The organism is Pseudomonas sp. S30_BP2TU TE3576, from assembly GCF_050436025.1.
Lineage (GTDB): Bacteria > Pseudomonadota > Gammaproteobacteria > Pseudomonadales > Pseudomonadaceae > Aquipseudomonas.
The window spans coordinates 2,906,813-2,930,298 of record NZ_JBNDLK010000001.1 but is presented as its reverse complement, the minus strand read 5'-3'; the positions used below and the strand labels follow the sequence as shown (position 1 = coordinate 2,930,298).

Below are 23,486 nucleotides of genomic sequence, written 5' to 3'. Positions count from 1 at the left end.
CCAGAGATCCACTGTGGGAGCGGGCTTGCCCGCGAAGGCGTCAGTGAAGCTGCATCAATATTCAGGTTGTAAGCACGAGGTTGAAGATGTCCCAGGCTGAAAAAATCGTTATCACCGAAGCGCAGGTCACTTGGCAGGATGTGGTCGCCGTCGCTCGTCATGGCGCACCGCTCGAGCTGTCGGCGCCGGTCTGGGCACGGATTGAAAACGCACAGGCCATCGTCCAGCGCATCGTCACCAGCGGCGAACGTGCCTACGGCATCAACACCGGCCTGGGCGCGCTGTGCAACGTCTCGCTGCAGGACGAACAACTCAGCCAGTTGTCGCGCAATACCTTGCTCAGCCACGCCTGTGGCGTCGGTGCACCGCTCACCGACGAGCAGACCCGCTCGATCATGTGCGCCGCCATCGTCAACTACAGCCACGGCAAATCCGGCCTGCACCGTCAGGTCGTCGAAGCGCTGCTGGCACTGCTCAACCGGGGCATCACCCCGCAGGTGCCAACCCAGGGTTCCGTGGGCTACCTGACCCACATGGCGCACATCGGCATCGCACTGCTGGGTGTCGGCAATGTCAGCTATCGCGGTCAGATCGTTTCCGCGCAGCAAGCGCTGGCCGAAGAAGGCCTGCAACCGGTCAAGCTCGGAGCGAAAGATGGTTTGTGCCTGGTCAACGGTACGCCGTGCATGACCGGCCTGAGCTGCCTGGCGATTGCCGATGCCACGCGTTTGCTGGAATGGGCCGACGTGATCGGTGCCATGAGCTTCGAAGCCCAGCGCGGGCAGATTGACGCGTTCGATGCCGAGATCATCGCGCTCAAGCCGCACCCTGGCATGCAACAGGTCGGGATCAACCTGCGCGCGTTGCTCGATGGCAGTGAAGTGATTGCCCAGAGCAAAGGCATCCGCACCCAGGACGCGCTGAGCATCCGCTCGATCCCGCAGGTGCATGGCGCCGCTCGCGATCAGCTTGAGCACGCGATCAAGCAAATCGAAACCGAACTCAACGGCTGCACCGATAATCCGCTGCTGCTGGGTACACCGGACAACTTCCGTGTCATGTCCCAGGCCAACCCCCACGGCCAGTCCGTGGCAATGGCGGCGGACCTGCTGGCGATTGCCATGGCGGAAATCGGCTCCATCGCCGAGCGTCGCCTGGATCGCTTGATCAACCCGCACGTCAGCGGCCTGCCGGCGTTTCTGGTGGCCAATCCGGGTGTTAACTCCGGGATGATGATCGTCCAGTACGTCGCCGCTTCGCTGTGTGCGGAAAACCGCCAGTTGGCGCAACCGGCCGTACTCGACAACTACGTCACCTCGGGCCTGCAGGAAGACCACCTGAGCCTGGGCACCAACGCCGCGCTGAAGCTGCACCGCGCCCTGGAAAACTGCACGCAGATCCTCGCCATTGAGTACCTGCTGGCGGCCCAGGCGTTTGAATTCCTCAAGGAACAACGCTTCGGAGCCGGTACCGATGTTGCCTGGCGTCTGCTGCGCGAGCGGGTTCCGGCGTACGACCAGGACCGTTGGCTGGCACCGGACATCGCTGCCGCCGCCAGCGTTTTGAAAGACTCGATTTTGCTGCACAAGGCTTTACCGAACCTGCACTGATCCCAGTAACACCAGCGTGCCAAGGCGCGCCCCCAACAGAGGGGCGCGACGGACAACGGACATCTCCGGAGCGTCTGGTGAGTTAATAACTAACTCTCAAAAGGAGCATGAAATGACTGCGCTTAACCTGATTCCCGGCCAACTGAGCCTTGCCCAACTGCGTGATGTTTATCAGCAACCGGTCAAAGTCACTCTCGATCACAGCGCATCGCAGCAGATCGAAGCCAGCGTTGCCTGCGTGGAGCAGATCCTCGCCGAGAACCGCACCGCTTATGGCATCAATACCGGTTTCGGCCTGCTGGCCTCGACCCGCATTGCCAGCGAAGACCTGGAAAACCTGCAGCGCTCGCTGGTGCTGTCCCACGCCGCCGGTGTCGGCCAGCCGATCAGCGATGATCTGGTGCGTTTGATCATGGTGCTCAAGGTCAACAGCCTTAGCCGTGGTTTCTCCGGCATCCGCCGTGTGGTGATCGACGCGCTGATCGCCCTGATCAACGCCGAGGTTTACCCGCACATTCCACTCAAAGGCTCGGTCGGTGCTTCCGGTGACCTGGCGCCTCTGGCCCACATGTCGCTGGTGCTGTTGGGCGAAGGCAAGGCTCGCTATAAAGGCGAATGGATGGAAGCCACCCGAAGCGCTGAAAGTCGCCGGTCTTGCCCCGCTGACCCTGGCGGCGAAAGAAGGCCTGGCGCTGCTCAACGGCACTCAGGTGTCCACCGCTTTTGCCCTGCGTGGCCTGTTCGAAGGCGAAGACCTGTTCGCCGGTGCTCTGGCCCTGGGCGGCCTGACCGTTGAAGCGGTACTGGGTTCGCGCTCGCCGTTCGACGCACGCATCCACGCTGCCCGTGGCCAGAAAGGCCAAATCGACGCCGCAGCCGCTTATCGCGATCTGCTGGGCGAGCGCAGCGAAGTCTCCGACTCCCACGAAAACTGCGAAAAAGTTCAGGATCCGTACTCCCTGCGCTGCCAGCCGCAAGTCATGGGCGCGTGCCTGACCCAGTTCCGTCAGGCTGCCGAAGTGCTTGCTATTGAAGCCAACGCCGTCTCCGACAACCCATTGGTTTTCGCGGCGGAAGGCGACGTGATTTCCGGCGGTAACTTCCACGCCGAACCTGTGGCCATGGCCGCTGACAACATGGCGTTGGCCATCGCTGAAATCGGTTCCCTGAGCGAGCGCCGTATCTCGCTGATGATGGACAAGCACATGTCGCAATTGCCGCCATTCCTGGTGGCCAACGGTGGCGTGAACTCCGGCTTCATGATCGCCCAGGTGACCGCAGCGGCCTTGGCCAGCGAGAACAAGGCGTTGTCCCATCCACATTCGGTGGACAGCCTGCCGACTTCCGCCAACCAGGAAGACCACGTGTCGATGGCCCCGGCAGCGGGCAAGCGTCTGTGGGAAATGGCCGAGAACACCCGCGGGATTCTTGCCGTTGAATGGCTGGCGGCGGCTCAGGGCCTGGACCTGCGCGACGGCCTGAAAACCTCGCCAAAACTGGAAAAGGCCCGCGCCATCCTGCGTAACGAAGTGCCGTTCTATGAGAAAGACCGCTTCTTCGCGCCGGACATCAATGCGGCGTCTGAATTGTTGGCCTCGCGCTGCCTGAACGAGCTGGTGACGGCGAAGTTGCTGCCTAGCCTCTAATGGCCCCTTCGCGAGCAAGCTCGCTCCCACATTGGAATGCGTACTCCTGTGGGAGCGAGCTTGCTCGCGATTCGGTTTTGCGTCGCATAAAAATAATTAAGGACGAGCAATGCAACAGCCAGAAAAAGGTTTGAAACGCGGGCTTTCTGCCCGACATATTCGCTTCATGGCGCTGGGGTCGGCGATCGGCACCGGGCTGTTTTATGGATCTGCCTCGGCCATTCAAATGGCCGGGCCTGCGGTACTGCTCGCTTACCTGATCGGTGGCGCGGCGGTGTTCATGGTCATGCGCGCCCTCGGCGAGATGGCGGTGCACAACCCGGTGGCTGGTTCTTTTGGTCAGTACGCCAGCACCTATCTGGGGCCGATGGCCGGTTTCATCCTCGGGTGGACCTACGCGTTCGAGATGGTCATCGTTGGTATGGCCGACGTCACCGCGTTTGGCATTTATATGGGTTTCTGGTTTCCGGAAGTCTCCCGCTGGATCTGGGTGCTGGGCATCGTTTCGGTGGTCGGCGGCTTGAACCTGTGCAACGTCAAAGTCTTCGGTGAAATGGAGTTCTGGCTGTCGCTGCTCAAGGTCGCGGCCATCGTCGCGATGATCCTGGGCGGTTTCGGCATCATGCTGTTCGGCATCAGCACGGCCCCCGGTCAAGCGACTGACATCAGCAACCTCTGGACCCAGGGCGGTTTCATGCCCAATGGCGTGGGCGGCCTGATCGCTTCGTTCGCGGTGGTGATGTTTGCGTTCGGCGGCATTGAAATCATCGGCGTGACGGCCGGTGAGGCCAAAGATCCGCAGCACGTGCTGCCCCGGGCGATCAATGCCGTACCGTTGCGGATCCTGCTGTTCTACGTGCTGACGATGCTCGTGCTGATGTCGATCTTTCCATGGCAGCAGATCGGCAGCCAAGGCAGTCCGTTTGTGCAGATTTTCGACAACCTGGGGATCAGTTCGGCGGCGACCATCCTTAATATCGTGGTGATCTCGGCGGCAGTATCGGCGATCAACAGCGACATCTTCGGCGCTGGCCGCATGATGTATGGCCTGGCACAACAAGGGCATGCACCCAAGGGTTTTGCCCGTTTGTCGCGCAATGGCGTGCCATGGTTGACGGTGGTGGTAATGAGCTGCGCACTGCTGCTGGGTGTGCTGCTGAACTACCTGATCCCGGAAAACGTATTTCTGTTGATCGCGTCCATCGCTACTTTTGCGACGGTGTGGGTCTGGTTGATGATTTTGTTCACCCAGGTGGCCATGCGTCGATCCATGAGCGCAGAGCAGGTCGCACAGTTGAAGTTCCCGGTGCCATTCTGGCCCTACGCGCCAATGGCGGCGATTGCCTTCATGCTGTTCGTCTTCGGCGTGCTGGGCTATTTCCCGGACACCCAGGCGGCTCTGATCGTCGGTGTGGTCTGGATTGTATTGTTGGTGCTGGCCTACCTGATGTGGGTAAAGCCTGCGGCAGGGCAGGCAGCACGGGTAGAGCAGGAACCTGCTTTTTCTCATCGATAACCTAACGGAGGCCAAGGATGAAAACGCTCTGGCAACACTGTCACGTCGCAACCATGGCGCAAGGCGTCTACTCGATCATCGAGGATGCGGCCATCGTGACGTCCGGTGCGCACATTGAGTGGGTCGGCCCGCGTAGCGAACTGCCGTCCGGCGAATACCAGGCGGTCAATGATCTCAACGGGGCCTGGGTTACCCCGGGCCTGATCGACTGCCACACCCACACGGTGTTCGGTGGTAACCGCAGTGGTGAATTCGAACAGCGCCTGCAAGGCGTCAGCTATGCGGAAATTGCTGCGGCCGGTGGCGGTATTGCCAGCACGGTACGCGCTACTCGCGCGGCCAGTGAAGACGAGCTGTTCGCCAGCGCCGCCAAGCGCTTGAAGAGCCTGATGCGCGATGGCGTGACCACGGTCGAGATGAAATCCGGTTACGGTCTGGACCTGGCCAGCGAACGCAAGATTCTGCGGGTCATCCGTCGCCTCGGCGCCGAATTGCCGATCAGTGTGCGCAGCACTTGTCTGGCCGCTCACGCCTTGCCGCCGGAATACGCGGATCGCGCCGATGACTACATCGAGCACATCTGTGCCGAAATGCTTCCGGCCCTGGCTGCCGAAGGGTTGGTGGATGCGGTGGATGCTTTTTGCGAGTACCTGGCGTTTTCCCCTGCGCAGGTCGAGCGGGTGTTCATTACCGCACAAAAGCTCGGCTTGCCGGTGAAGCTGCATGCCGAGCAATTGTCGTCGCTGCACGGTTCGAGCCTGGCGGCGCGTTACCACGCATTGTCGGCCGATCACCTGGAATTCATGACCGAAGACGACGCTATCGCCATGGCCAAGTCCGGCACCGTTGCGGTGTTGCTGCCCGGCGCTTTCTATTTCCTGCGGGAAACCCAGTTGCCGCCGATGGAAGCGCTGCGCAAACACGGGGTAAAAATTGCCATCGCCAGCGACCTCAACCCAGGCACCTCGCCTGCGTTGTCGTTGCGCCTGATGCTGAACATGGCTTGCACCTGTTTCCGTATGACCCCGGAAGAAGCTCTGGCCGGTGCAACCATACATGCCGCCACAGCACTGGGTATGGCCGAAACTCACGGTTCGCTGGAGGCTGGCAAGTTCGCAGACTTCGTCGCCTGGCAAATCGATCGTCCGGCCGACCTGTCGTATTGGCTGGGCGGTGACCTGGAAAAACGCGTCGTGCGTCACGGCGTCGAAACAAGCGTTTAGGAGAACAGTTGTGGACAAGGTTCTGAACTTCAAACAAGGCCGCGTACCGCTGCTGATCAGCATGCCTCACGCCGGTGTGCGTCTGACACCTGCGGTCGAGGCCGGGTTGATCCCACAGGCGAAAAGCCTGCCGGACACCGACTGGCACATCCCGCAGCTGTACGATTTCGCCGCTGAACTGGGCGCCAGCACCCTGGCCGCCGAGTACTCGCGATTCGTCATCGACCTGAACCGGCCATCTGACGACAAACCGTTGTACGTCGGTGCGACCACTGGCCTGTACCCGGCCACGCTGTTCGACGGCGTGCCGTTGTTCCGCGAAGGGCTGGAGCCTTCGAAAGAGGAGCGCGCCACCTACCTGGAGCAGATCTGGACGCCGTACCACAGCACCTTGCAGCAGGAACTGGCGCGGTTGAAAGCCGAGTTCGGCTACGCACTGTTGTTCGATGCGCACTCGATCCGCTCGCTGATCCCGCACCTGTTCGACGGCAAACTGCCGGACTTCAACCTTGGCACGTTCAATGGCGCCAGTTGCGATCCACAGTTGGCCAGTCAGCTGGAAGCCATCTGCGCGCGTCACGACAATTACAGCCACGTGCTGAACGGACGCTTCAAGGGCGGCCACATCACCCGTCATTACGGCAACCCGGCCGAGAACATCCACGCCGTACAACTGGAACTGGGGCAGTGCACGTACATGGAAGAGTTCGAGCCGTTCCGTTATCGCCCGGACCTGGCGGAGCCGACGCGTGTGGTGCTCAAGGAGTTGCTGCAAGGTCTGCTGGCCTGGGGCAAGAAGCACTACAAAGCTTAATGCTTGGTATATAACCCTGTGGGAGCGAGCTTGCTCGCGATAGCGGTCTGTCTGTTACATCTATGTCGACTGATCCACCGCCATCGCGAGCAAGCTCGCTCCCACAGGTATGTGTTTATCTTGAAAGCGCGTCGGGACAGTCGCCACCGTGCAAAACACGGTCGCCACAGGTCGCTTTCATCGCTCGTCTGCTGCGTAATGTTCTGGCCACGGTGCACTAGACACCGGCCCGACAATAATCCGCTGCCGCACGAGAATGCTCTCTATGACAAGCCCCAAAGGTCTGTTCACCCGCTGTCTCTCAATCTTCTGCGGCACCGCTCTGTTGAGCGCCGGCGCCATGGCGGCGGACGACGCCTCCTGCAAAACCGTGCGCATGGGCGTGGTCAACTGGACCGACGTGATCGCCACCAGCGGCATGGCCGATGTGCTGCTCAACGGTCTCGGCTACGAAAGCAAGCAAACCAGCGCCGTGCAGCAAATCATCTTTGCCGGCATCCGCGACAAGCGCCTGGACATCTTCCTGGGTTACTGGAAACCGGCGATGGACAAAAACATCGCACCGTTCGTGGCGGCCAATCAGGTGAAGGTCATGGACAAACCGAGCCTGGCCGATGCCCAGGCGACCCTCGCGGTTCCTGACTATGTGGCAGCGGCCGGCCTGAAAACCTTCGCGGACATCGCCAGGTTCAAGGACCAGCTGGGCGGCAAGATCTACGGCATCGAGCCGGGCAGCGGCGCCAACACCACCATCAAGACCATGATCGAGACCAATCACTTCGGCCTGAAGGACTTCAAGCTGATCGAGTCCGGCGAAGCCGGGATGCTGGCGGCCGTGCAGCGGGCGGTGAATCGCAAGGAGTTCGTAGTGTTCGTCGGCTGGACCCCGCACCCGATGAACATCAACATGAAAATCACCTACCTGACCGGCAGTGAAGACGTTTACGGGCCAAACGAAGGCGCTGCGACCGTCTCCAGCGTGACTGCCCCGGATTACGCCGAGCGCTGCCCGAACGTCAATCGACTGCTGGAGAACCTGACGTTCACCGCCGCCCAGGAAAGCCAGTTGATGGTGCCGATCATGGAGCGTCAAACCGCTCAGGATGTCGCGAAAAAATGGCTGCGTGACCATCCCGAAGACTTGCAGCGCTGGCTGGCAGGGGTTAGCAGTTTCGATGGCAAGGACGGTGTGGCGACAGTTCAGGCCAGCCTGAAGAACTGACACCAAAACCTGTGGGAGCGGCGGTGCGGCGACCCGACTTGCTCGCGAAGGCGGTTTGGCAGTCGACATAGAGGTTGAATGTGCTGGCCTCTTCGCGAGCAAGCCCGCTCCCACAGGAACCTGGTCTTCCCGTGCACCTCTGAAAAGGCTGACACCCGGCTCATGGCTCCTTACCCTCTTTCCGAGCAGATGACGGCATTCGTCGAGAAAACCGTCAGTTTCAACAGCACCGACAGCAGCATCACCGGGTTGCGCCAGGCCTACAGCGAGATGTGCCGGGCGTTTACCCCGGCGCGCCCCGCCGGGTTGTATGTGGTCGATTTCGAGTTGGCCGGTGTTACTGTGCGTTCCTATCAGCCTCCGGCCAGCGGTGCGTCGTGCATCGTTTATCTGCATGGCGGCGGCTGGGTGGTGGGGGACCTGGACTCCCACGATTTCATCTGCGCCGAACTGGCCTCGACCCTCGGTGTACTGGTGATCGCCGTTGATTACCGCCTGGCGCCGGAGCATCCGTTTCCCGCCGCATTCGATGATTGCCTGAAAGTCTGGCGAGCACTGCGCACCGGGCCGTTTCAACTCGATCCTGCGCGTACGCTGGTGGCCGGCGACAGTGCCGGTGGCAACCTCGCGGCGGCATTGTGCCTGGCGCTGCGCGATGCCGGCGAGCCGGTGCCGTGCGCACAGGTTCTGATCTATCCGGGGTTGGGCGGCGATCATCGGCTGCCGTCGCGCAGTGAGTGCATCGACGCACCGTTGCTCAGCAGCAGTGACGTCGATTGTTATCACGCGCTTTACCTGCGTGGCACCCGCCATCCGAACGCCTGCGCCATGCCATTGCTGGCCAGGGATTTCGGCGGACTGCCACCGGCATTGATCGCTGTGGCGCAATTCGATCCGTTGCGTGATGACGGCGTGCTGTATGCCGAGCGACTGAATGCGGCAGGCGTGGCTGCTACGCTTTATGTCGGCGAGGGCCTGGTCCATGGCTGTTTGCGCGCACGCGGGCAGGCGGCCGAGGTCGATGCGCTGTACGAAACCCTGTTCGGTTACCTGGCGGCAAAACTCTGACTTCGCACGGGCATGCTCATTGACGTAATTCGGGTTTATGATGCCGGACGGCAGAATAATAGAAGTCCCCCCAGGGATGAACTCGACCCCTTACGGAGTGCGCAATGCAGACTTTGTACCCGCAGATCAAACCCTACGCCCGGCACGATCTGGCTGTCGATGCAACCCACACCCTGTACGTCGATGAAAGCGGTTCACCGGAAGGTTTGCCGGTGGTGTTCATCCACGGCGGCCCCGGCGCCGGATGTGATGCCCAGAGTCGTTGCTTCTTCGATCCCAACCTCTATCGCATTGTCACTTTCGATCAGCGTGGTTGCGGTCGCTCCACCCCCCACGCCAGCCTGGAAAACAACACCACCTGGGATCTGGTCGCCGACCTTGAGCGGATTCGCCAGCACCTGGGCATCGACAAATGGGTACTGTTTGGCGGCTCCTGGGGTTCGACCCTCGCACTGGCCTACGCCCAGACCCACCCCGAGCGGGTACACGGCCTGATCCTGCGCGGGATCTTTCTCTGCCGTCCGCAGGAAATCGAATGGTTCTACCAGGCCGGCGCCAGCCGTCTGTTCCCCGATTACTGGCAGGACTACATTGCGCCGATCCCTCTGGACGAGCGCGGCGACTTGCTCACCGCGTTCCACAAGCGACTGGTCGGCAACGACCAGATTGCCCAGATGCACGCGGCCAAGGCCTGGTCCACCTGGGAGGGCCGCACCGCGACCCTGCGTCCTAACCCGCTGGTCGTCGATCGCTTCTCCGAGCCACAACGGGCATTGTCGATTGCCCGCATCGAATGCCACTACTTCAGCAACCACGCCTTCATGGAGCCGAACCAGCTGATCCGCAACATGGGCAAGATCGCCCATTTACCCGGCGTGATCATCCATGGCCGCTATGACGTGATCTGCCCGCTGGATAACGCCTGGGAACTGCATCAAGCCTGGCCGAACAGCGAACTGCAGGTCATCCGCGATGCCGGTCATGCCGCTTCCGAACCGGGAATCACCGACGCGCTGGTACGCGCCGCCAATCTGATGGCCCGGCGTCTGCTCGACCTGCCGCCAGAAGAAGCATGAAGGGCCTGTTGCAGCGCGTGCGCGGCGCGCGGGTGGAGGTTGCGGGCGAAGTCGTGGGTGCCGTTGATCAGGGGTTGCTGGTCCTGGTCGCCGTCGAGCCCGACGACACGCGGGCCAGCGCCGACAAACTTCTTAATAAGCTGCTTAACTATCGGGTGTTCAGTGACGCTGAGGGCAAGATGAATCTGTCCCTGGCGGATGTGGGCGGCGGGCTGCTGCTGGTCTCTCAGTTCACCCTGGCCGCCGATACTAAAAACGGGTTGCGTCCGAGTTTCTCGACCGCGGCCCCTCCGGCGTTGGGCGAGGAGTTATTCGACTATCTATTAAGTAAAGCGAAACAGGTGCATGGCACTGTGGCATCAGGTAGATTCGGCGCGGATATGCAGGTGCACCTGGTCAATGATGGCCCGGTAACCTTCCTGTTACAGACCTGAAAGCACTTGAAACAAGTTTTTAAGCTCATTTCGACTGAAAACAGGTTTTTTTCGCAATAAATACTTTGTTACCCCTGATGCGTTGTAACGCGGCCTACTAGATAATCGCGCGCTACGGGGATCAGCGTTCGTTGGTCCATTTTGACTTAGGTAGAGACTTGTCCGGATCCGATTGGGGAATCATTTCGCCCCAGCGGAGTCGGAACAATGCTCGCCAACTTGGCAAGAGTGGTTTGCAAGGGCGGTTTTTTCATACCGCACACCGTGCAGACCCTTTAACTGGCCGTTGGTTTTTTGATCTGTTTTCGGCGAGGGTTGCTCGTGATTGTTAGTCCCTGTAACGCACCAAAATTGTCTGCCAAACGGTTGCGCAGCGCCCTGGTAGCGGGCTCTGCATTGCTCTGCCTGCTCAGCGCCGGCCAGCTTTGGGCATTCAGTCTGGATGATGTATCGGCCAAGGCAAAAGAGCTGGCCGCGCAGAAATACGAAGCGCCGCGCAGTAACCTGCCGAACGAGTTCCGCGACATGAAATTCGCGGACTATCAGAAAATTCGTTTTCTGACGGAAAAAGCCGAATGGGCCGACCAGAAGACGCCGTTCAAGCTGTCCTTCTATCACCAGGGCATGCATTTCGATACGCCGGTGAAAATCAACGAAATCACGGCGAACACCGTCGAAGAGATCAAATACGACCCGAGTCGTTTCGATTTCGGCGACATGAAATTCGATCCCAAGGCCACTGAACAACTGGGCTATGCCGGTTTCCGTGTGCTGTACCCGATCAACAAGGCCGACAAGCAAGACGAAATCATGACCATGCTCGGCGCGAGCTACTTCCGCGTCGTCGGCAAGGGCCACGTCTATGGTTTGTCCGCTCGCGGCATGGCGCTCGATACCGCATTGCCGTCCGGCGAAGAATTCCCGCGTTTCCGCGAGTTCTGGATTCAGCAGCCCAAGCCAGGCGACAAGCACCTGGTGATCTTCGCCCTGCTGGACTCTCCTCGTGCCACCGGTGCCTATCGCCTGATTTTGCGTCCGGGCAGCGACACCATCGTCGACGTCAAGGCGCAGATGTTCCTGCGTGACAAGGTGGGCAAACTGGGTATCGCCCCGTTGACCAGCATGTACCTGTTCGGCGCCAACCAGCCGTCGAAAGTGCTGAACTACCGTCGCGAGCTGCACGACTCCAGCGGCCTGGCGATCCATGCCGGCAACGGCGAGTGGATCTGGCGTCCGCTGAACAACCCGAAACACCTGGCCGTGAGCAACTTCAGCGTGGAAAACCCGCGTGGGTTCGGTCTGCTGCAACGTGGCCGCGACTTCAGCCACTATGAAGACCTCGACGATCGCTACGACAAGCGCCCAAGTGCCTGGATCGAACCGAAAGGCGAGTGGGGCAAGGGCACCGTCGATCTGGTCGAAATTCCGACCGCCGACGAAACCAACGACAATATCGTTGCGTTCTGGAACCCGGAAAAATTGCCGGAACCTGGTCAGCCGCTCGATGTCGCTTATCGTATGCACTGGACCATGGACGAGTCGGCGATTCACGCACCGGACAGCGCCTGGGTCAAACAGACCCTGCGTTCCACTGGTGACGTCAAACAGTCCAACCTGATTCGTCAGCCGGACGGCAGCGTTGCTTACCTGGTGGACTTCGAAGGCCCGTCCCTGGCGGCATTGCCGGCCGAAGCGGAGGTCCGCAGCCAGGTCAGCGTCGGCGACAACGCCGAACTGGTGGAAAACAGCGTGCGCTACAACCCTGAAACCAAGGGCTGGCGCCTGACCCTGCGGATGAAGGTCAAGGATCCGGGCAAGGCCACCGAGATGCGTGCCGCGCTGGTGCAGAACATCGTGCCGGCGGATCTGGCCAAGACTTCGATTCCGTCGTCGAACTCGTCGGTTGCCAAGGCCGACAAGGTTGCCGCTAAGCAACAAGAGAAAGAGGACAAGGAAGCCAAGCAAGCGGAGGCCAAGCAGGCTGACGCGAAGCCTGTTACAGATGCCAAGGACAAGGCCAATAAAGACGCCAAGCAGCCTGTCGCTGCCGACGCGGCCCCAGCCACACCGGAATCGGCCCCGACTGAAGAAGTCCTGACCGAGACCTGGAGCTATCAGTTGCCTGCCGATGAGTAACTCTCAAGTACGGCCAGAATCTCTTTCCGAGTATCTGGCGCATTTGCCGATGACCGACGAGCAGCGCGCGGAACTCGCGGGCTGCCAGTCTTTCAGCGAATTGCATGAACGCCTGTCATCGTCGACGTTCGATGCCCCGACCGAAGCCGCCCAGGCTTCGGTCGGCAAACGCCTGACCCTGAGCACCGCCGAAGAGCTGCAGGACGCGGAAATGCTGGCGCTCGACGCCAACGGCCGGGTCTGCCTCAAGGCGACCCCGCCGATCCGGCGGACCAAGGTTGTGCCGGAGCCATGGCGCACCAACATTCTGGTGCGCGGCTGGCGTCGGATGACCGGTCGCACCAACCCGCCGAAGCCGCCGAAGGACGAACGGGTGCTGCCGGCTGCGCGCTGGCGCACGGTCGGTTCGATCCGTCGCTACATTCTGTTGCTGCTGATGCTCGGCCAGACCATCGTCGCCGGCTGGTACATGAAAGGCATCATGCCGTACCAGGGCTGGTCGTTCGTCGACCTCAACGAAGTGCTGCATCAACCGCTGCTGCAAACCGCCACGCAGGTACTGCCGTATGCGTTGCAGACCAGCATCCTGATCCTGTTCGGGATTCTGTTCTGCTGGGTATCGGCCGGTTTCTGGACGGCGCTGATGGGCTTCCTCGAGTTGCTCACCGGTCACGACAAGTACCGTATTTCCGGTGCCAGCGCCGGTAATGAAGCGATTCCGAAAGATGCGCGCACCGCCCTGGTGATGCCGATCTGCAACGAAGACGTGCCTCGGGTATTCGCCGGCCTGCGGGCGACTTTCGAGTCGGTCGCGGCCACGGGTGACCTGGACCGCTTCGACTTCTTCGTCCTCAGCGACAGTAACGACGCCGATATCTGTGTTGCCGAGCAGCAGGCCTGGCTGGACGTCTGCCGCGAAGCCGGTGGCTTCGGCAAGATCTTCTATCGCCGCCGCCGTCGTCGCGTAAAACGTAAAAGCGGCAACCTCGACGACTTCTGCCGTCGTTGGGGCGGTGACTACAAGTACATGGTCGTACTCGATGCCGACTCCGTGATGAGCGGCGAGTGCCTGACCAGTCTGGTGCGCCTGATGGAAGCCACGCCGGATGCCGGGATCATCCAGACCGCGCCGCGTGCGTCGGGCATGGACACCCTGTATGCGCGCATGCAGCAGTTCGCCACTCGTGTGTATGGCCCGCTGTTCACCGCCGGCCTGCACTTCTGGCAACTGGGCGAGTCGCACTACTGGGGCCACAACGCGATCATCCGCATGAAGCCGTTCATCGATCACTGCGCCCTGGCGCCGTTGCCCGGTAAAGGTGCATTCTCCGGTGCGATCCTGTCCCACGACTTCGTCGAAGCCGCGCTGATGCGCCGTGCCGGCTGGGGCGTGTGGATTGCCTACGACTTGCCGGGCAGCTATGAAGAACTGCCGCCAAACCTGCTGGACGAACTCAAGCGTGACCGTCGCTGGTGCCACGGCAACCTGATGAACTTCCGCCTGTTCCTGGTCAAGGGCATGCACCCGGTGCACCGTGCGGTGTTCCTGACCGGCGTGATGTCCTACCTGTCGGCGCCGTTGTGGTTCTTCTTCCTGGTGTTGTCGACCGCGCTGCTGGCGGTCAACACGCTGATGGAGCCGCAGTACTTCCTGGAACCGCGCCAGCTCTATCCGCTGTGGCCGCAATGGCACCCGGACAAGGCGATTGCGCTGTTCTCGACGACCATCGTGCTGCTGTTCCTGCCGAAACTGTTGAGCATCATCCTGATCTGGGCCAAAGGTGCGAAAGAGTTCGGCGGCAAGTTCAAGGTGACCCTGTCGATGCTGCTGGAGATGCTGTTCTCCATGCTGCTGGCGCCGGTGCGGATGATTTTCCACACCCGTTTCGTCCTCGCCGCGTTCCTCGGCTGGGCCGCGACCTGGAACTCGCCGCAACGTGACGACGACTCCACGCCGTGGAGCGAAGCGGTCAAGCGCCACGGTCCGCAGACCTTGCTGGGCTTCTTCTGGGCCATGCTGGTGATCTGGCTGAACCCGAGTTTCCTGTGGTGGCTGGTGCCGATTGTCGGTTCGTTGATGCTGTCGATCCCGGTATCGGTGATCTCCAGCCGTGTCGGCCTGGGCCTCAAGTCCCGTGACGAGAGCCTGTTCCTGATCCCGGAGGAATACAATCCGCCGCAGGCATTGCTGGCCACCGACCAGTACACCCACGAAAACCGCTGGCACGCGCTGAATGACGGTTTCGTCCGTTCGGTGGTCGATCCACAGCAGAACGCCCTGGCGTGCTCGCTGGCGACCTCGCGTCACCGTGAGGCCGAGCCGATTGAATGGCTGCGGGTCGAGCGGGTACGCCATGCAATGAAAGTCGGCCCTGAAGGGCTGACCAACAACGAGCGTGTGCAATTGCTCAGTGACCCGGTGGCCCTGGCCCGCCTGCATGAGCAGGTCTGGAACGAAGGTCATGCCGAGTGGCTGGGCGCGTGGCGCAAGTCGGTCAAGGCCGACCCCCATGCACCGCTGCTGCCGCTCAAGCCGCTGAGCGTCCAGCCTCAGTTAGCCTGATGAAGAAAAGCCCCGCTACCCAGCGGGGTTTTTTTTGCCTGATCGTTCCCAAACCCTTGTGCAAACGGGCGAGTAGTTTAGGATCCGTCCCCGAATTGGTGTGCCCGGATAATTTTTGTCCGTATTGGTGCGTTTCCTCCCGGGGAGCCGCCATTTTTGCGCGCCTCACAACGCAATGGTTTTGGGGACTTGATGATGAAGAAGTATCTGTCGATGCTGCTGGTCGGCGTCACGGCACTGGTTGCAGTCAACTCGGCGCAGGCCGGTGCCATCGATGACGCGGTCAAGCGCGGCACGTTGAAAGTCGGCATGGACCCGACCTACATGCCGTTCGAAATGACCAACAAGCGTGGCGAGATCATCGGTTTCGAAGTCGACATTCTCAAAGCCATGTCCAAGGCCATGGGTGTCAAGCTGGAGCTGGTGTCCACCGGTTACGACGGCATCATCCCGGCCCTGCTGACCGACAAGTTCGACATGATCGGCAGCGGCATGACCCTGACCCAGGAACGCAACCTGCGCCTGAACTTCAGCGAACCGTTCATCGTGGTCGGCCAGACGCTGCTGATCCGCAAGGAGCTGGAAGGCACTATCCAGTCCTATAAAGACCTGAACACGGCCGACTATCGCATCACCTCCAAACTCGGCACCACCGGCGAAATGGTCGCCAAAAAGCTCATCTCCAAAGCCAAGTACCACGGTTACGACAACGAGCAGGAAGCGGTGCTCGACGTGGTCAACGGCAAGGCTGACGCCTTCATCTACGACGCGCCGTACAACGTCGTGGCAGTGAACAAGGTCGGCAACGGCAAACTGGTGTTCCTCGACAAGCCGTTCACCTACGAACCACTGGCTTTCGGTTTGAAGAAGGGTGATTACGACAGCATCAACTTCATCAACAACTTCCTGCACCAGATCCACGAAGACGGCACCTACGATCGCATCCATGACAAGTGGTTCAAGAGCAGCGAGTGGCTCAAGGACATGGAGTAACACTCGGTCAAATAGACCGCGTCGCTGCAATCGCGAGCAAGCTCGCTCCCACAGTTAATCTGGGTAAACACAAATTTTGTGTCCGGCACAGCCCCTGTGGGAGCGAGCTTGCTCGCGATAGCGGCCTCCCCGGCGATACAACTTTCGGATTCAACAAACCCAATGAAACAGAAAAAAGCCCAATGGCCCTGGCACGTCCTGACCGTGCTGGTGCTCATCGGCCTGGCCGGCGCGTTGTATTACGCCACCTCGCTGATGTCCTACGAATGGCGCTGGAACCGCGTTCCGCAATACTTCGCCTACCACGCCGAAGAGTCCCAACGCGCCGCCGACATTTCCACTGTCAGCGAACTGGTACGCAAGGGTGACAAGGCTGAAGTGACCTTGCGCAACGACGCCGGCACCGAGCAGCACCTGATCGTCGACGACAACAGCCTGCAGGTCGCCCAAGGCGATGATGTGGCCGAGGGCGATGTGATTGGCGTGACCCGCCATTGGGCCGCAGGACCACTGATGTGGGGCCTCTGGACCACCTTATGGTTGTCCGTGGTGTCCGGCGTTCTCGGGCTGCTGATCGGTCTGGTCACCGGCCTGTGCCGGCTGTCAAACAACCCGACCCTGCGCGATCTCTCGACCATTTATGTCGAGCTGGTGCGCGGTACGCCGCTGCTGGTGCAGATCTTCATTTTCTACTTCTTCATCGGCACGGTGATGAACCTGTCCCGGGAATTTGCCGGGATTGCTGCGCTGTCGCTGTTCACTGGCGCCTATGTAGCGGAAATCATCCGCTCCGGCGTGCAGTCCATCGCCCGTGGCCAGAACGAAGCCGCACGGTCCTTGGGTTTGAGCGCCGGTCAGTCGATGCGTCATGTGGTGCTGCCGCAAGCTTTCAAGCGCGTGCTGCCACCGCTGGCCGGGCAGTTCATCAGCCTGGTGAAGGACACCTCGCTGGTGTCGGTGATTGCGATTACCGAGCTGCTGAAAAGCGGTCGTGAAGTCATCACTACCTCGTTTTCACCATTCGAAATCCTGTTCTGCGTTGCGGGGCTGTATTTGTTGATCAACCTGCCGCTGTCGAAAATCGCCGGCCGGCTTGAGCGGAGGCTCGCGCAAAGTGATTGAAGTCCGCGATCTGGTAAAAGTCTTCGACGCCCGTGGCCAGGTGGTGCGCGCGGTGGACAACGTCAGCACAACGGTCGCCAAGGGTGAAGTGCTGGTGGTGATCGGTCCGTCCGGCTCCGGCAAGTCGACCTTTCTGCGCTGCCTCAATGGCCTGGAAACCTTCGATTCCGGCTCGGTGAGCATCGACGGCCTGCAACTGGCCGACCCGAAAACCGATGTGAACGCCTATCGCCGCGAAGTCGGCATGGTGTTCCAGCATTTCAACCTGTTCCCGCACATGACCGTGCTGGAAAATCTCTGCCTGGCGCAGAAAGTCGTGCGCAAACGCGGCAAAAAGGAACGCGAGGCCAAGGCCATGGCGTTGCTGGAAAAGGTCGGGATTGCGCAGAAGGCCAACGAGTTTCCGTCGCGTCTGTCCGGCGGCCAGCAACAGCGCGTGGCGATTGCCCGGGCGCTGGCGATGGAGCCTAAGGTCATGCTGTTCGACGAGCCGACCTCGGCACTCGACCCGGAAATGGTCGGCGAAGTGCTGGACGTGATGAAAAACCTGGCCGTGGAAGGCATGACGATGGTTTGCGTCACCCACGAAATGGGCTTTGCCCGGGAAGTGGCGGACCGGGTGCTGTTCTTCGACCACGGCAAGTTGCTGGAAGATGCTGCGCCGGCGGAATTCTTCGATGCGCCGAAGGATCCACGGGCGCAGGCGTTTTTGCGGCAGGTTTTGTAACCTCGGCATCTGACAGACCGCTTTCGCGAGCAAGCCCGCTCCCACAATGATTGGTTGACCACAACTTTTGTGTTCGACGCAAAACCTGTGGGAGCGGGCTTGCTCGCGAAGGCGTCACCTCGGTCGCAAGTGGACCGAGGCCTGCTGATCACCTCAAACCTTGAACCTGCCCACCAGCATCTGCAAATGCGTTCCCAACCGCGCCAGCTCAACGCTGGAGGCCGCGGTCTCTTCACTCGCGGCCGAGGTCTGGTCCGACACGTCCCGCACGTTCAGCACGCTGCGGTTGATCTCTTCGGCCACGGCGCTTTGCTGTTCGGCGGCAGCAGCGATCTGCTGGTTCATCGCCTGAATCGCCGAGACAGTGCGAGTGATGCTTTCCAGTGAACCACCGGCGCGGCGGGTCAGTTCGACACTGCTCTCGGTCAGATTGCGGCTGTTATCCATGATGGTCGCCACCTGCTGCGTGCCGTTTTGCAGGCCGAGGATCAGCTCTTCGATCTCTTCGGTGGACTTCTGGGTGCGCTGGGCCAGGCTGCGGACTTCGTCGGCGACCACGGCAAAACCACGTCCGGCTTCACCGGCTCGGGCGGCTTCAATCGCGGCGTTGAGCGCCAGCAGGTTGGTTTGCTGGGCCACCGATTTGATCACGTCGAGCACGCTGCCGATCTTGTCGCTTTCGCGCTTGAGCTCGCCCATGGCCTCGGTGGAGTGGCCGACTTCCGCGGCCAGACGTTCGATCTGGGCGATGGCCTCACCCACCACTTTGTCGCCCTCGCGGGCCTGCTGGTCGGCGGCGACGGCGGCTTCGGAGGCTTCTTCGGCGTTGCGCGCAACCTCCTGCACGGTGGCGGCCATTTCGTTCATGGCAGTCGCGACCTGATCGGTCTCGACTTTCTGGCTGTTGACCCCGGCGCTGGTCTGCTCGGTGACGGCGGACAGCTCTTCGGCTGCGCTGGCGATCTGCGTGACGCCATCGCTGATGCCGCCAATCAGTTCGCGCAAGCCCTGGGTCATGCTCTGCATGGCACGCTGCAGCTGGCCGAGTTCGTCACGGCGCTGCGACGTCAGGTTGTGGGTCAGGTCGCCACTGGCCACGCGTTCAGCGACGGCCAGGGTCTGGTTCAATGGAACGATGATCTGCCGGGTGATCGCCCAGGCGGCCAGCAGGCCGAAGGCGATGGCCAGTACCGTGGCGAGGGTCAGCATGTTCTTGGCGTGGGCGGCGTCGGTGTCGCGCACGACGGTTTGCGAGACGGTAAGTTTCTGGCTCATGTCCAACAGGATGTCGCCTTGGGCGGACATGCGCACCAGAGCCTTGGCGCTGGCCACCTGGGAGTCGCGGAACTGGCTGACAGCGGCGCGGTAGGCCTTCAGCGAATCAGTCGCCTGTTGCAGGTTGGCGATGTGTTCTCCAGGCAGCTTGGCCGGCAGGCTCTCGAGGTTCTTCAGGGCGTTGTCGATCGCGTCGAGGGCCGGCTGTTCGGCTTCGCTCTTGCCGCTGTAGGTGTAGCCGCGAACCTGGAAGCGCGCCTGCTGGATCAGTTTGCTCAGGTCGATCACGCTGTTGAACGCCGCCACGCTGTCGCCTTGCAGCATGGATTTTTCCACTTCGGCGACGCGGGCCACGGCGTTGTCGGCGGTGGCGCCGAGTTTGCTGCGGGCGTCTTCACGCTGGGCGCCGGCCTGGGTCATGTCGCTGAAGGCACGACGGTATTCGGCGACAGCGGCCAGTTGTTGATCGACCATGGCCGTATCAGCCGCTTGCTCGATCAGGCCGCGGGCGGTCTGCAGGCCGCTTTCGAGTTTGCCCAACAGATCGTTGACGGCGCCGGGACCTTGTTCGCCTCGACGCATTTCGTAATCCAGGCGCGCGATGCGCAGGTCCTTGGTCAGGTCGTTGAGGCTGGCGATGAACCCCAGTTTATCGCCACGGCTGGTCACGCCGCTCAGGCCGCTCCAGCCGGTGAAGGTGATCAGCAGGGTCAGTACCAGCACCAGACCGAAGCCGATCCCCAGCTTGCGTTTGACGCTGACGTTTCCCAGATTCTCGGCTAGCCATTGATACATGCTGAAACTCCCCGGACCACAATTTGGTTTTATGGGGGATGTATCGGCAGGGGCGCGAGGATCTGTAGGTGCTGCCCGATGTCTGGGCGAATTGCTATCTCGGGTAAAAGTCGAACCTGTGGGAGCGGGCTTGCTCGCGAAAGCGGTGTGTCAGTGCCTTCAATGCCGACTGATGCACCGCTTTCGCGAGCAAGCCCGCTCCCACAAGGGAATGTGTCCGGGATTAGAAAAGGCGTGCCAGCAGCGCGGTCACGGCGGTTTCGACGCGAAGAATGCGTTCGCCCAGTTGCACCGGTTGCAGGCCGGACTTGCCCAGCAGGTCGATCTCGTAGGGAATCCAGCCACCCTCGGGGCCGATGGCCAGGGTCACCGGTTCGCTGAGTGCGCGAGGGCAGGGCGGGTAATTGCCCGGGTGCCCCACCAGGCCGAGGGTGCCTTCGGTGATGGCAGGCAGGCGGTCTTCGACGAACGGCTTGAAGCGCTTCTCGATGACGACTTCCGGCAGCACGCTGTCCCGGGCCTGTTCGAGGCCGAGGATCAATTGCTCGCGAATCGCTTCCGGTTCCAGGAACGGGGTCTGCCAGAAGCTCTTCTCGACGCGATAGCTGTTGACCAGCACGATACGCGGCACACCCATGGCTGCCACAGTCTGAAACACCCTGCGCAGCATTTTGGGCCGCGGCAGGGCCAATACCAGGGTCAATGGCAGCTTGGCCGGTGGCGGCTGATCGAGGGTGACGCGCAATTCCGCTTCGTCGGCGTCCAGGCGCAGCACTTCGGCCGAGCCCATCAGCCCGCCGATCCGCCCGACGCGCATGCTGTCACCGACTTCGCAGCGGTGGACTTCCTGCATGTGCGTCAGCCGGCGATCACGCAGGATCACCCGGTCGGCCGCAATGAAGTCGGCCTCGATGAGGAGCAGCAGGTTCACGCTTGGGTCGCTGGCGGCTGGTCGTTGTGATCGTCAGCCGGTTGGTCGTCCGGATGCTCGCCACGCTTGCTGATCAGGCTGCCGAACAGGATGCCGATCTCGAACAACAGCCACATCGGCACGGCCAGCAGGGTCTGCGAGAAGATGTCCGGCGGCGTCAGGATCATGCCGACCACGAAACAGCCGATGATCACGTACGGGCGGATCTTCTTCAGGTATTTGACGTCGACCACGCCGATCCACACCAGCAGCACCACGGCCACCGGAATTTCGAACGCCACGCCAAAGGCGAAGAACAGCGTCATGACGAAATCGAGGTAGCTGGTGATGTCGGTCATCATTTCCACGCCGGCCGGGGTGGCGGCGGCGAAGAATTTGAAGATCAGCGGGAACACCAGGAAGTAGGCGAAGGCCATGCCGGCGTAGAACAGCAGGATGCTGGACACCAGCAAGGGCACGGCAATACGCTTTTCATGCTTGTACAGGCCGGGGGCGATGAAACCCCAGATCTGGTGCAGGATCACCGGGATGGCCAGGAACAGCGAGACCATCATCGTCAACTTCAGTGGCGTCAGGAACGGCGACGACACGTCGGTGGCAATCATCGTCGCGCCGGCGGGCAGGTACGCACGCAGCGGCGTCGAGACGAAGGTGTAGATCTGCTGGGTGAAGGCGAACAGCCCGGCAAAGATGATGAAGATCGCCGCTACGCAGCGCAGCAGTCGGGTACGCAACTCGGTGAGGTGCGAAACCAGCGGCATGTGCTGGTCGTTTTCTGGGAGATCGCTCATGGGGCTCGCGGCGGCAGTGTTGGGTCATGAGGGGCTTGCGCAACAGGCGCAGCCGCAGGTGTGACGGGTTCAACCGGTGTGGCTGCAACAACGGGCGCAGGTTCTGCCGCTGCAGCAGGTGCTGCGACGCTGGCGGCGGGAGCCTGAATCGTCTGCTCTCCCACATGCTCGACCGGCGTAGGCTCCTGCTGGGTCGGCGTGAATATTTTCCGCGCCTCCTGCTCAAGCGACAGGATGTGCTCGTTGTGCAGTTGCCGACGAATCTCGTCGGCACCGATTTCACGTTCAACTTCCTGTTTGATCGCGTTGAAGCTGCGCTTCAGGCGCCCGACCCACAGGCCAGCGGTGCGCGCAGCGCCCGGCAAGCGCTCGGGACCCAGCACCAGCAGGGCAACGAGGCCGACGAGCAGCAGTTCAGAGAAGCTGATACCAAACATTAGTCTGCGCTCACACGTCTTTGCGGATCGGCTCTTCGACTTTCTGCGCCTGCACGTCGATGGTGTGCGGCTGGTTCACAGAGGCCTGAGGCTGTACCGGCGGAACCGGTTGGGCCGGGGTCGCATTCGGGTCGGCCGGTTTTTCGTCGTCGTTCATGGCTTTCTTGAAACCCTTGATCGACTCGCCGACGTCAGTGCCGAGGTTTTTCAGTTTCTTGGTGCCGAATACCAGTACCACAACAACCAGGATGACGATCCAGTGTTTCCAGTCAAAAATGCCCATGCTGCTGCTCCTCTCTAATAGTTATTCAGGCGGACGGGCGCGAGGCTTTCTCAACGTGTCCGGAGAGACCGAAACGACGGTCCAGTTCATCGAGTACAGCCTGTGGATGCTGCCCCAATTGGGCGAGCATGACCATGCTGTGGAACCACAGATCGGCGGTTTCGTAGATCACATCGCTGCAGTCACCGCTGACGGCGGCATCCTTGGCGGCAATGATGGTCTCGACCGACTCTTCGCCGACTTTTTCCAGAATCTTGTTCAAGCCTTTGTGGTACAGGCTGGCGACATACGAGCTGTCGGCGGCGGCGCCTTTGCGCTCTTCCAGTACCTGGGCCAGACGGGTCAGAGTGTCACTCATGTTTATGCCCTGCGCAGTAGATGGCGTGCGGATCTTTCAGGACCGGGTCGACCGTTGTCCAGTCGCCGTTCTCGTAGACGCGATAGAAGCAGCTCTGGCGGCCGGTATGGCAAGCGATGTCACCGATCTGCTCGACCATCAGGATGATCACGTCGGCGTCACAGTCCAGGCGCATCTCGTGCAGGGTTTGCACGTGGCCGGACTCTTCGCCCTTGCGCCACAGCTTGCCACGGGAGCGCGACCAGTAAATGGCGCGGTTCTCGGCAGCGGTCAGTTCCAGTGCTTCGCGGTTCATCCAGGCCATCATCAGGACGCGCCCGGTCTTGTGATCCTGGGCGATGGCCGGCACCAGGCCGTCAGCGTCCCACTTGATCTCGTCCAGCCATTTTTTCATCTTCGACTCCGACAGCGAGCTCCACACTTCAATAGTCGAGCTCAGGCGTTGAAACAGTGTGCCAGTCGTTCA

At 61.1% G+C, this 23,486-nt stretch carries 20 protein-coding genes and 2 pseudogenes; 14 read left to right on the top strand and 8 right to left on the bottom strand.

Annotated features, from left to right (window positions below):
- Positions 1-86 precede the first annotated feature (86 nt).
- The 14 genes and pseudogenes from hutH (ABIA48_RS13205) (at position 87) to ABIA48_RS13140 (ending at position 18,150) form a co-directional block, all read left to right on the top strand.
- Positions 87-1,610, top strand: a complete 1,524-nt coding sequence (gene hutH / locus ABIA48_RS13205) for a histidine ammonia-lyase (RefSeq protein ID WP_429489160.1) — start codon at positions 87-89, stop codon at positions 1,608-1,610.
- A gap of 112 nt (positions 1,611-1,722) precedes the next feature.
- Positions 1,723-3,256, top strand: a pseudogene (hutH, locus tag ABIA48_RS13200) (histidine ammonia-lyase).
- Between the two features lie 109 nt (positions 3,257-3,365).
- Entirely contained in the window at positions 3,366-4,772 is a 1,407-nt protein-coding gene (locus tag ABIA48_RS13195) for an amino acid permease (RefSeq protein ID WP_429489158.1), read from the top strand.
- Between the two features lie 17 nt (positions 4,773-4,789).
- Positions 4,790-5,995: an imidazolonepropionase gene (gene hutI / locus ABIA48_RS13190; RefSeq protein ID WP_429489156.1), complete on the top strand. Its 1,206-nt coding sequence runs from the start codon at positions 4,790-4,792 to the stop codon at positions 5,993-5,995.
- Between the two features lie 10 nt (positions 5,996-6,005).
- Complete coding sequence (gene hutG, locus ABIA48_RS13185; protein ID WP_429489154.1) at positions 6,006-6,809, top strand: N-formylglutamate deformylase; 804 nt, start codon at positions 6,006-6,008, stop codon at positions 6,807-6,809.
- 265 nt (positions 6,810-7,074) lie between these two features.
- A complete protein-coding gene (locus ABIA48_RS13180; protein WP_429489152.1) occupies positions 7,075-8,031 on the top strand; it encodes a choline ABC transporter substrate-binding protein in 957 nt (318 codons plus the stop codon).
- Positions 8,032-8,193: 162 nt separating this feature from the next.
- Entirely contained in the window at positions 8,194-9,099 is a 906-nt protein-coding gene (locus ABIA48_RS13175; protein WP_429489150.1) for an alpha/beta hydrolase, read from the top strand.
- Positions 9,100-9,203: 104 nt separating this feature from the next.
- Entirely contained in the window at positions 9,204-10,175 is a 972-nt protein-coding gene (gene pip / locus ABIA48_RS13170; RefSeq protein ID WP_429489148.1) for a prolyl aminopeptidase, read from the top strand.
- The gene (gene dtd / locus ABIA48_RS13165; RefSeq protein ID WP_007989269.1) at positions 10,172-10,609 is read left to right on the top strand and encodes a D-aminoacyl-tRNA deacylase; all 438 of its coding nucleotides are present in this window, start codon (positions 10,172-10,174) and stop codon (positions 10,607-10,609) included. The genes pip and dtd overlap by 4 nt, the downstream gene beginning before the upstream one ends.
- 321 nt (positions 10,610-10,930) lie before the next feature.
- Positions 10,931-12,745, top strand: coding sequence for a glucan biosynthesis protein (locus tag ABIA48_RS13160; protein ID WP_429489146.1), 1,815 nt, complete (start codon positions 10,931-10,933; stop codon positions 12,743-12,745).
- Positions 12,738-15,308 (top strand): glucans biosynthesis glucosyltransferase MdoH, encoded by a 2,571-nt coding sequence (mdoH, locus tag ABIA48_RS13155; RefSeq protein WP_310060589.1) that lies wholly within the window; start codon positions 12,738-12,740, stop codon positions 15,306-15,308. Before ABIA48_RS13160 ends, mdoH begins: the two co-directional genes overlap by 8 nt.
- Positions 15,309-15,503: 195 nt before the next feature.
- Positions 15,504-16,301, top strand: a complete 798-nt coding sequence (locus ABIA48_RS13150; RefSeq protein WP_007996295.1) for a transporter substrate-binding domain-containing protein — start codon at positions 15,504-15,506, stop codon at positions 16,299-16,301.
- A gap of 162 nt (positions 16,302-16,463) precedes the next feature.
- A complete protein-coding gene (locus ABIA48_RS13145; RefSeq protein ID WP_033063497.1) occupies positions 16,464-17,423 on the top strand; it encodes an amino acid ABC transporter permease in 960 nt (319 codons plus the stop codon).
- Entirely contained in the window at positions 17,416-18,150 is a 735-nt protein-coding gene (locus ABIA48_RS13140; RefSeq protein ID WP_429489143.1) for an amino acid ABC transporter ATP-binding protein, read from the top strand. Before ABIA48_RS13145 ends, ABIA48_RS13140 begins: the two co-directional genes overlap by 8 nt.
- Positions 18,151-18,303: 153 nt before the next feature.
- Here the strand turns inward: ABIA48_RS13140 and ABIA48_RS13135 are convergent, their stop codons facing one another.
- The 8 genes and pseudogenes from ABIA48_RS13135 to hisI all read right to left on the bottom strand — a co-directional run bounded on the left by ABIA48_RS13135 (position 18,304) and on the right by hisI (position 23,414).
- Positions 18,304-19,017: a methyl-accepting chemotaxis protein gene (locus ABIA48_RS13135; protein ID WP_405046353.1), complete on the bottom strand. Its 714-nt coding sequence runs from the start codon at positions 19,015-19,017 to the stop codon at positions 18,304-18,306.
- Positions 19,018-19,158: 141 nt separating this feature from the next.
- A pseudogene (locus ABIA48_RS13130) lies at positions 19,159-20,220 on the bottom strand (methyl-accepting chemotaxis protein); the annotation flags it as partial.
- Positions 20,221-20,443: 223 nt separating this feature from the next.
- A complete protein-coding gene (locus ABIA48_RS13125; RefSeq protein ID WP_223457795.1) occupies positions 20,444-21,151 on the bottom strand; it encodes a 16S rRNA (uracil(1498)-N(3))-methyltransferase in 708 nt (235 codons plus the stop codon).
- Positions 21,148-21,942: a twin-arginine translocase subunit TatC gene (tatC, locus tag ABIA48_RS13120; RefSeq protein WP_007996287.1), complete on the bottom strand. Its 795-nt coding sequence runs from the start codon at positions 21,940-21,942 to the stop codon at positions 21,148-21,150. Before tatC ends, ABIA48_RS13125 begins: the two co-directional genes overlap by 4 nt.
- Positions 21,939-22,379, bottom strand: coding sequence for a Sec-independent protein translocase protein TatB (tatB, locus tag ABIA48_RS13115; protein ID WP_429489140.1), 441 nt, complete (start codon positions 22,377-22,379; stop codon positions 21,939-21,941). The genes tatC and tatB overlap by 4 nt, the downstream gene beginning before the upstream one ends.
- Positions 22,380-22,389: 10 nt before the next feature.
- A complete protein-coding gene (locus ABIA48_RS13110) occupies positions 22,390-22,662 on the bottom strand; it encodes a twin-arginine translocase TatA/TatE family subunit (RefSeq protein WP_007989280.1) in 273 nt (90 codons plus the stop codon).
- Between the two features lie 25 nt (positions 22,663-22,687).
- A complete protein-coding gene (locus ABIA48_RS13105) occupies positions 22,688-23,020 on the bottom strand; it encodes a phosphoribosyl-ATP diphosphatase (RefSeq protein ID WP_007952422.1) in 333 nt (110 codons plus the stop codon).
- Positions 23,013-23,414, bottom strand: a complete 402-nt coding sequence (gene hisI, locus ABIA48_RS13100) for a phosphoribosyl-AMP cyclohydrolase (protein ID WP_429489138.1) — start codon at positions 23,412-23,414, stop codon at positions 23,013-23,015. Before hisI ends, ABIA48_RS13105 begins: the two co-directional genes overlap by 8 nt.
- Positions 23,415-23,486: the final 72 nt, after the last annotated feature.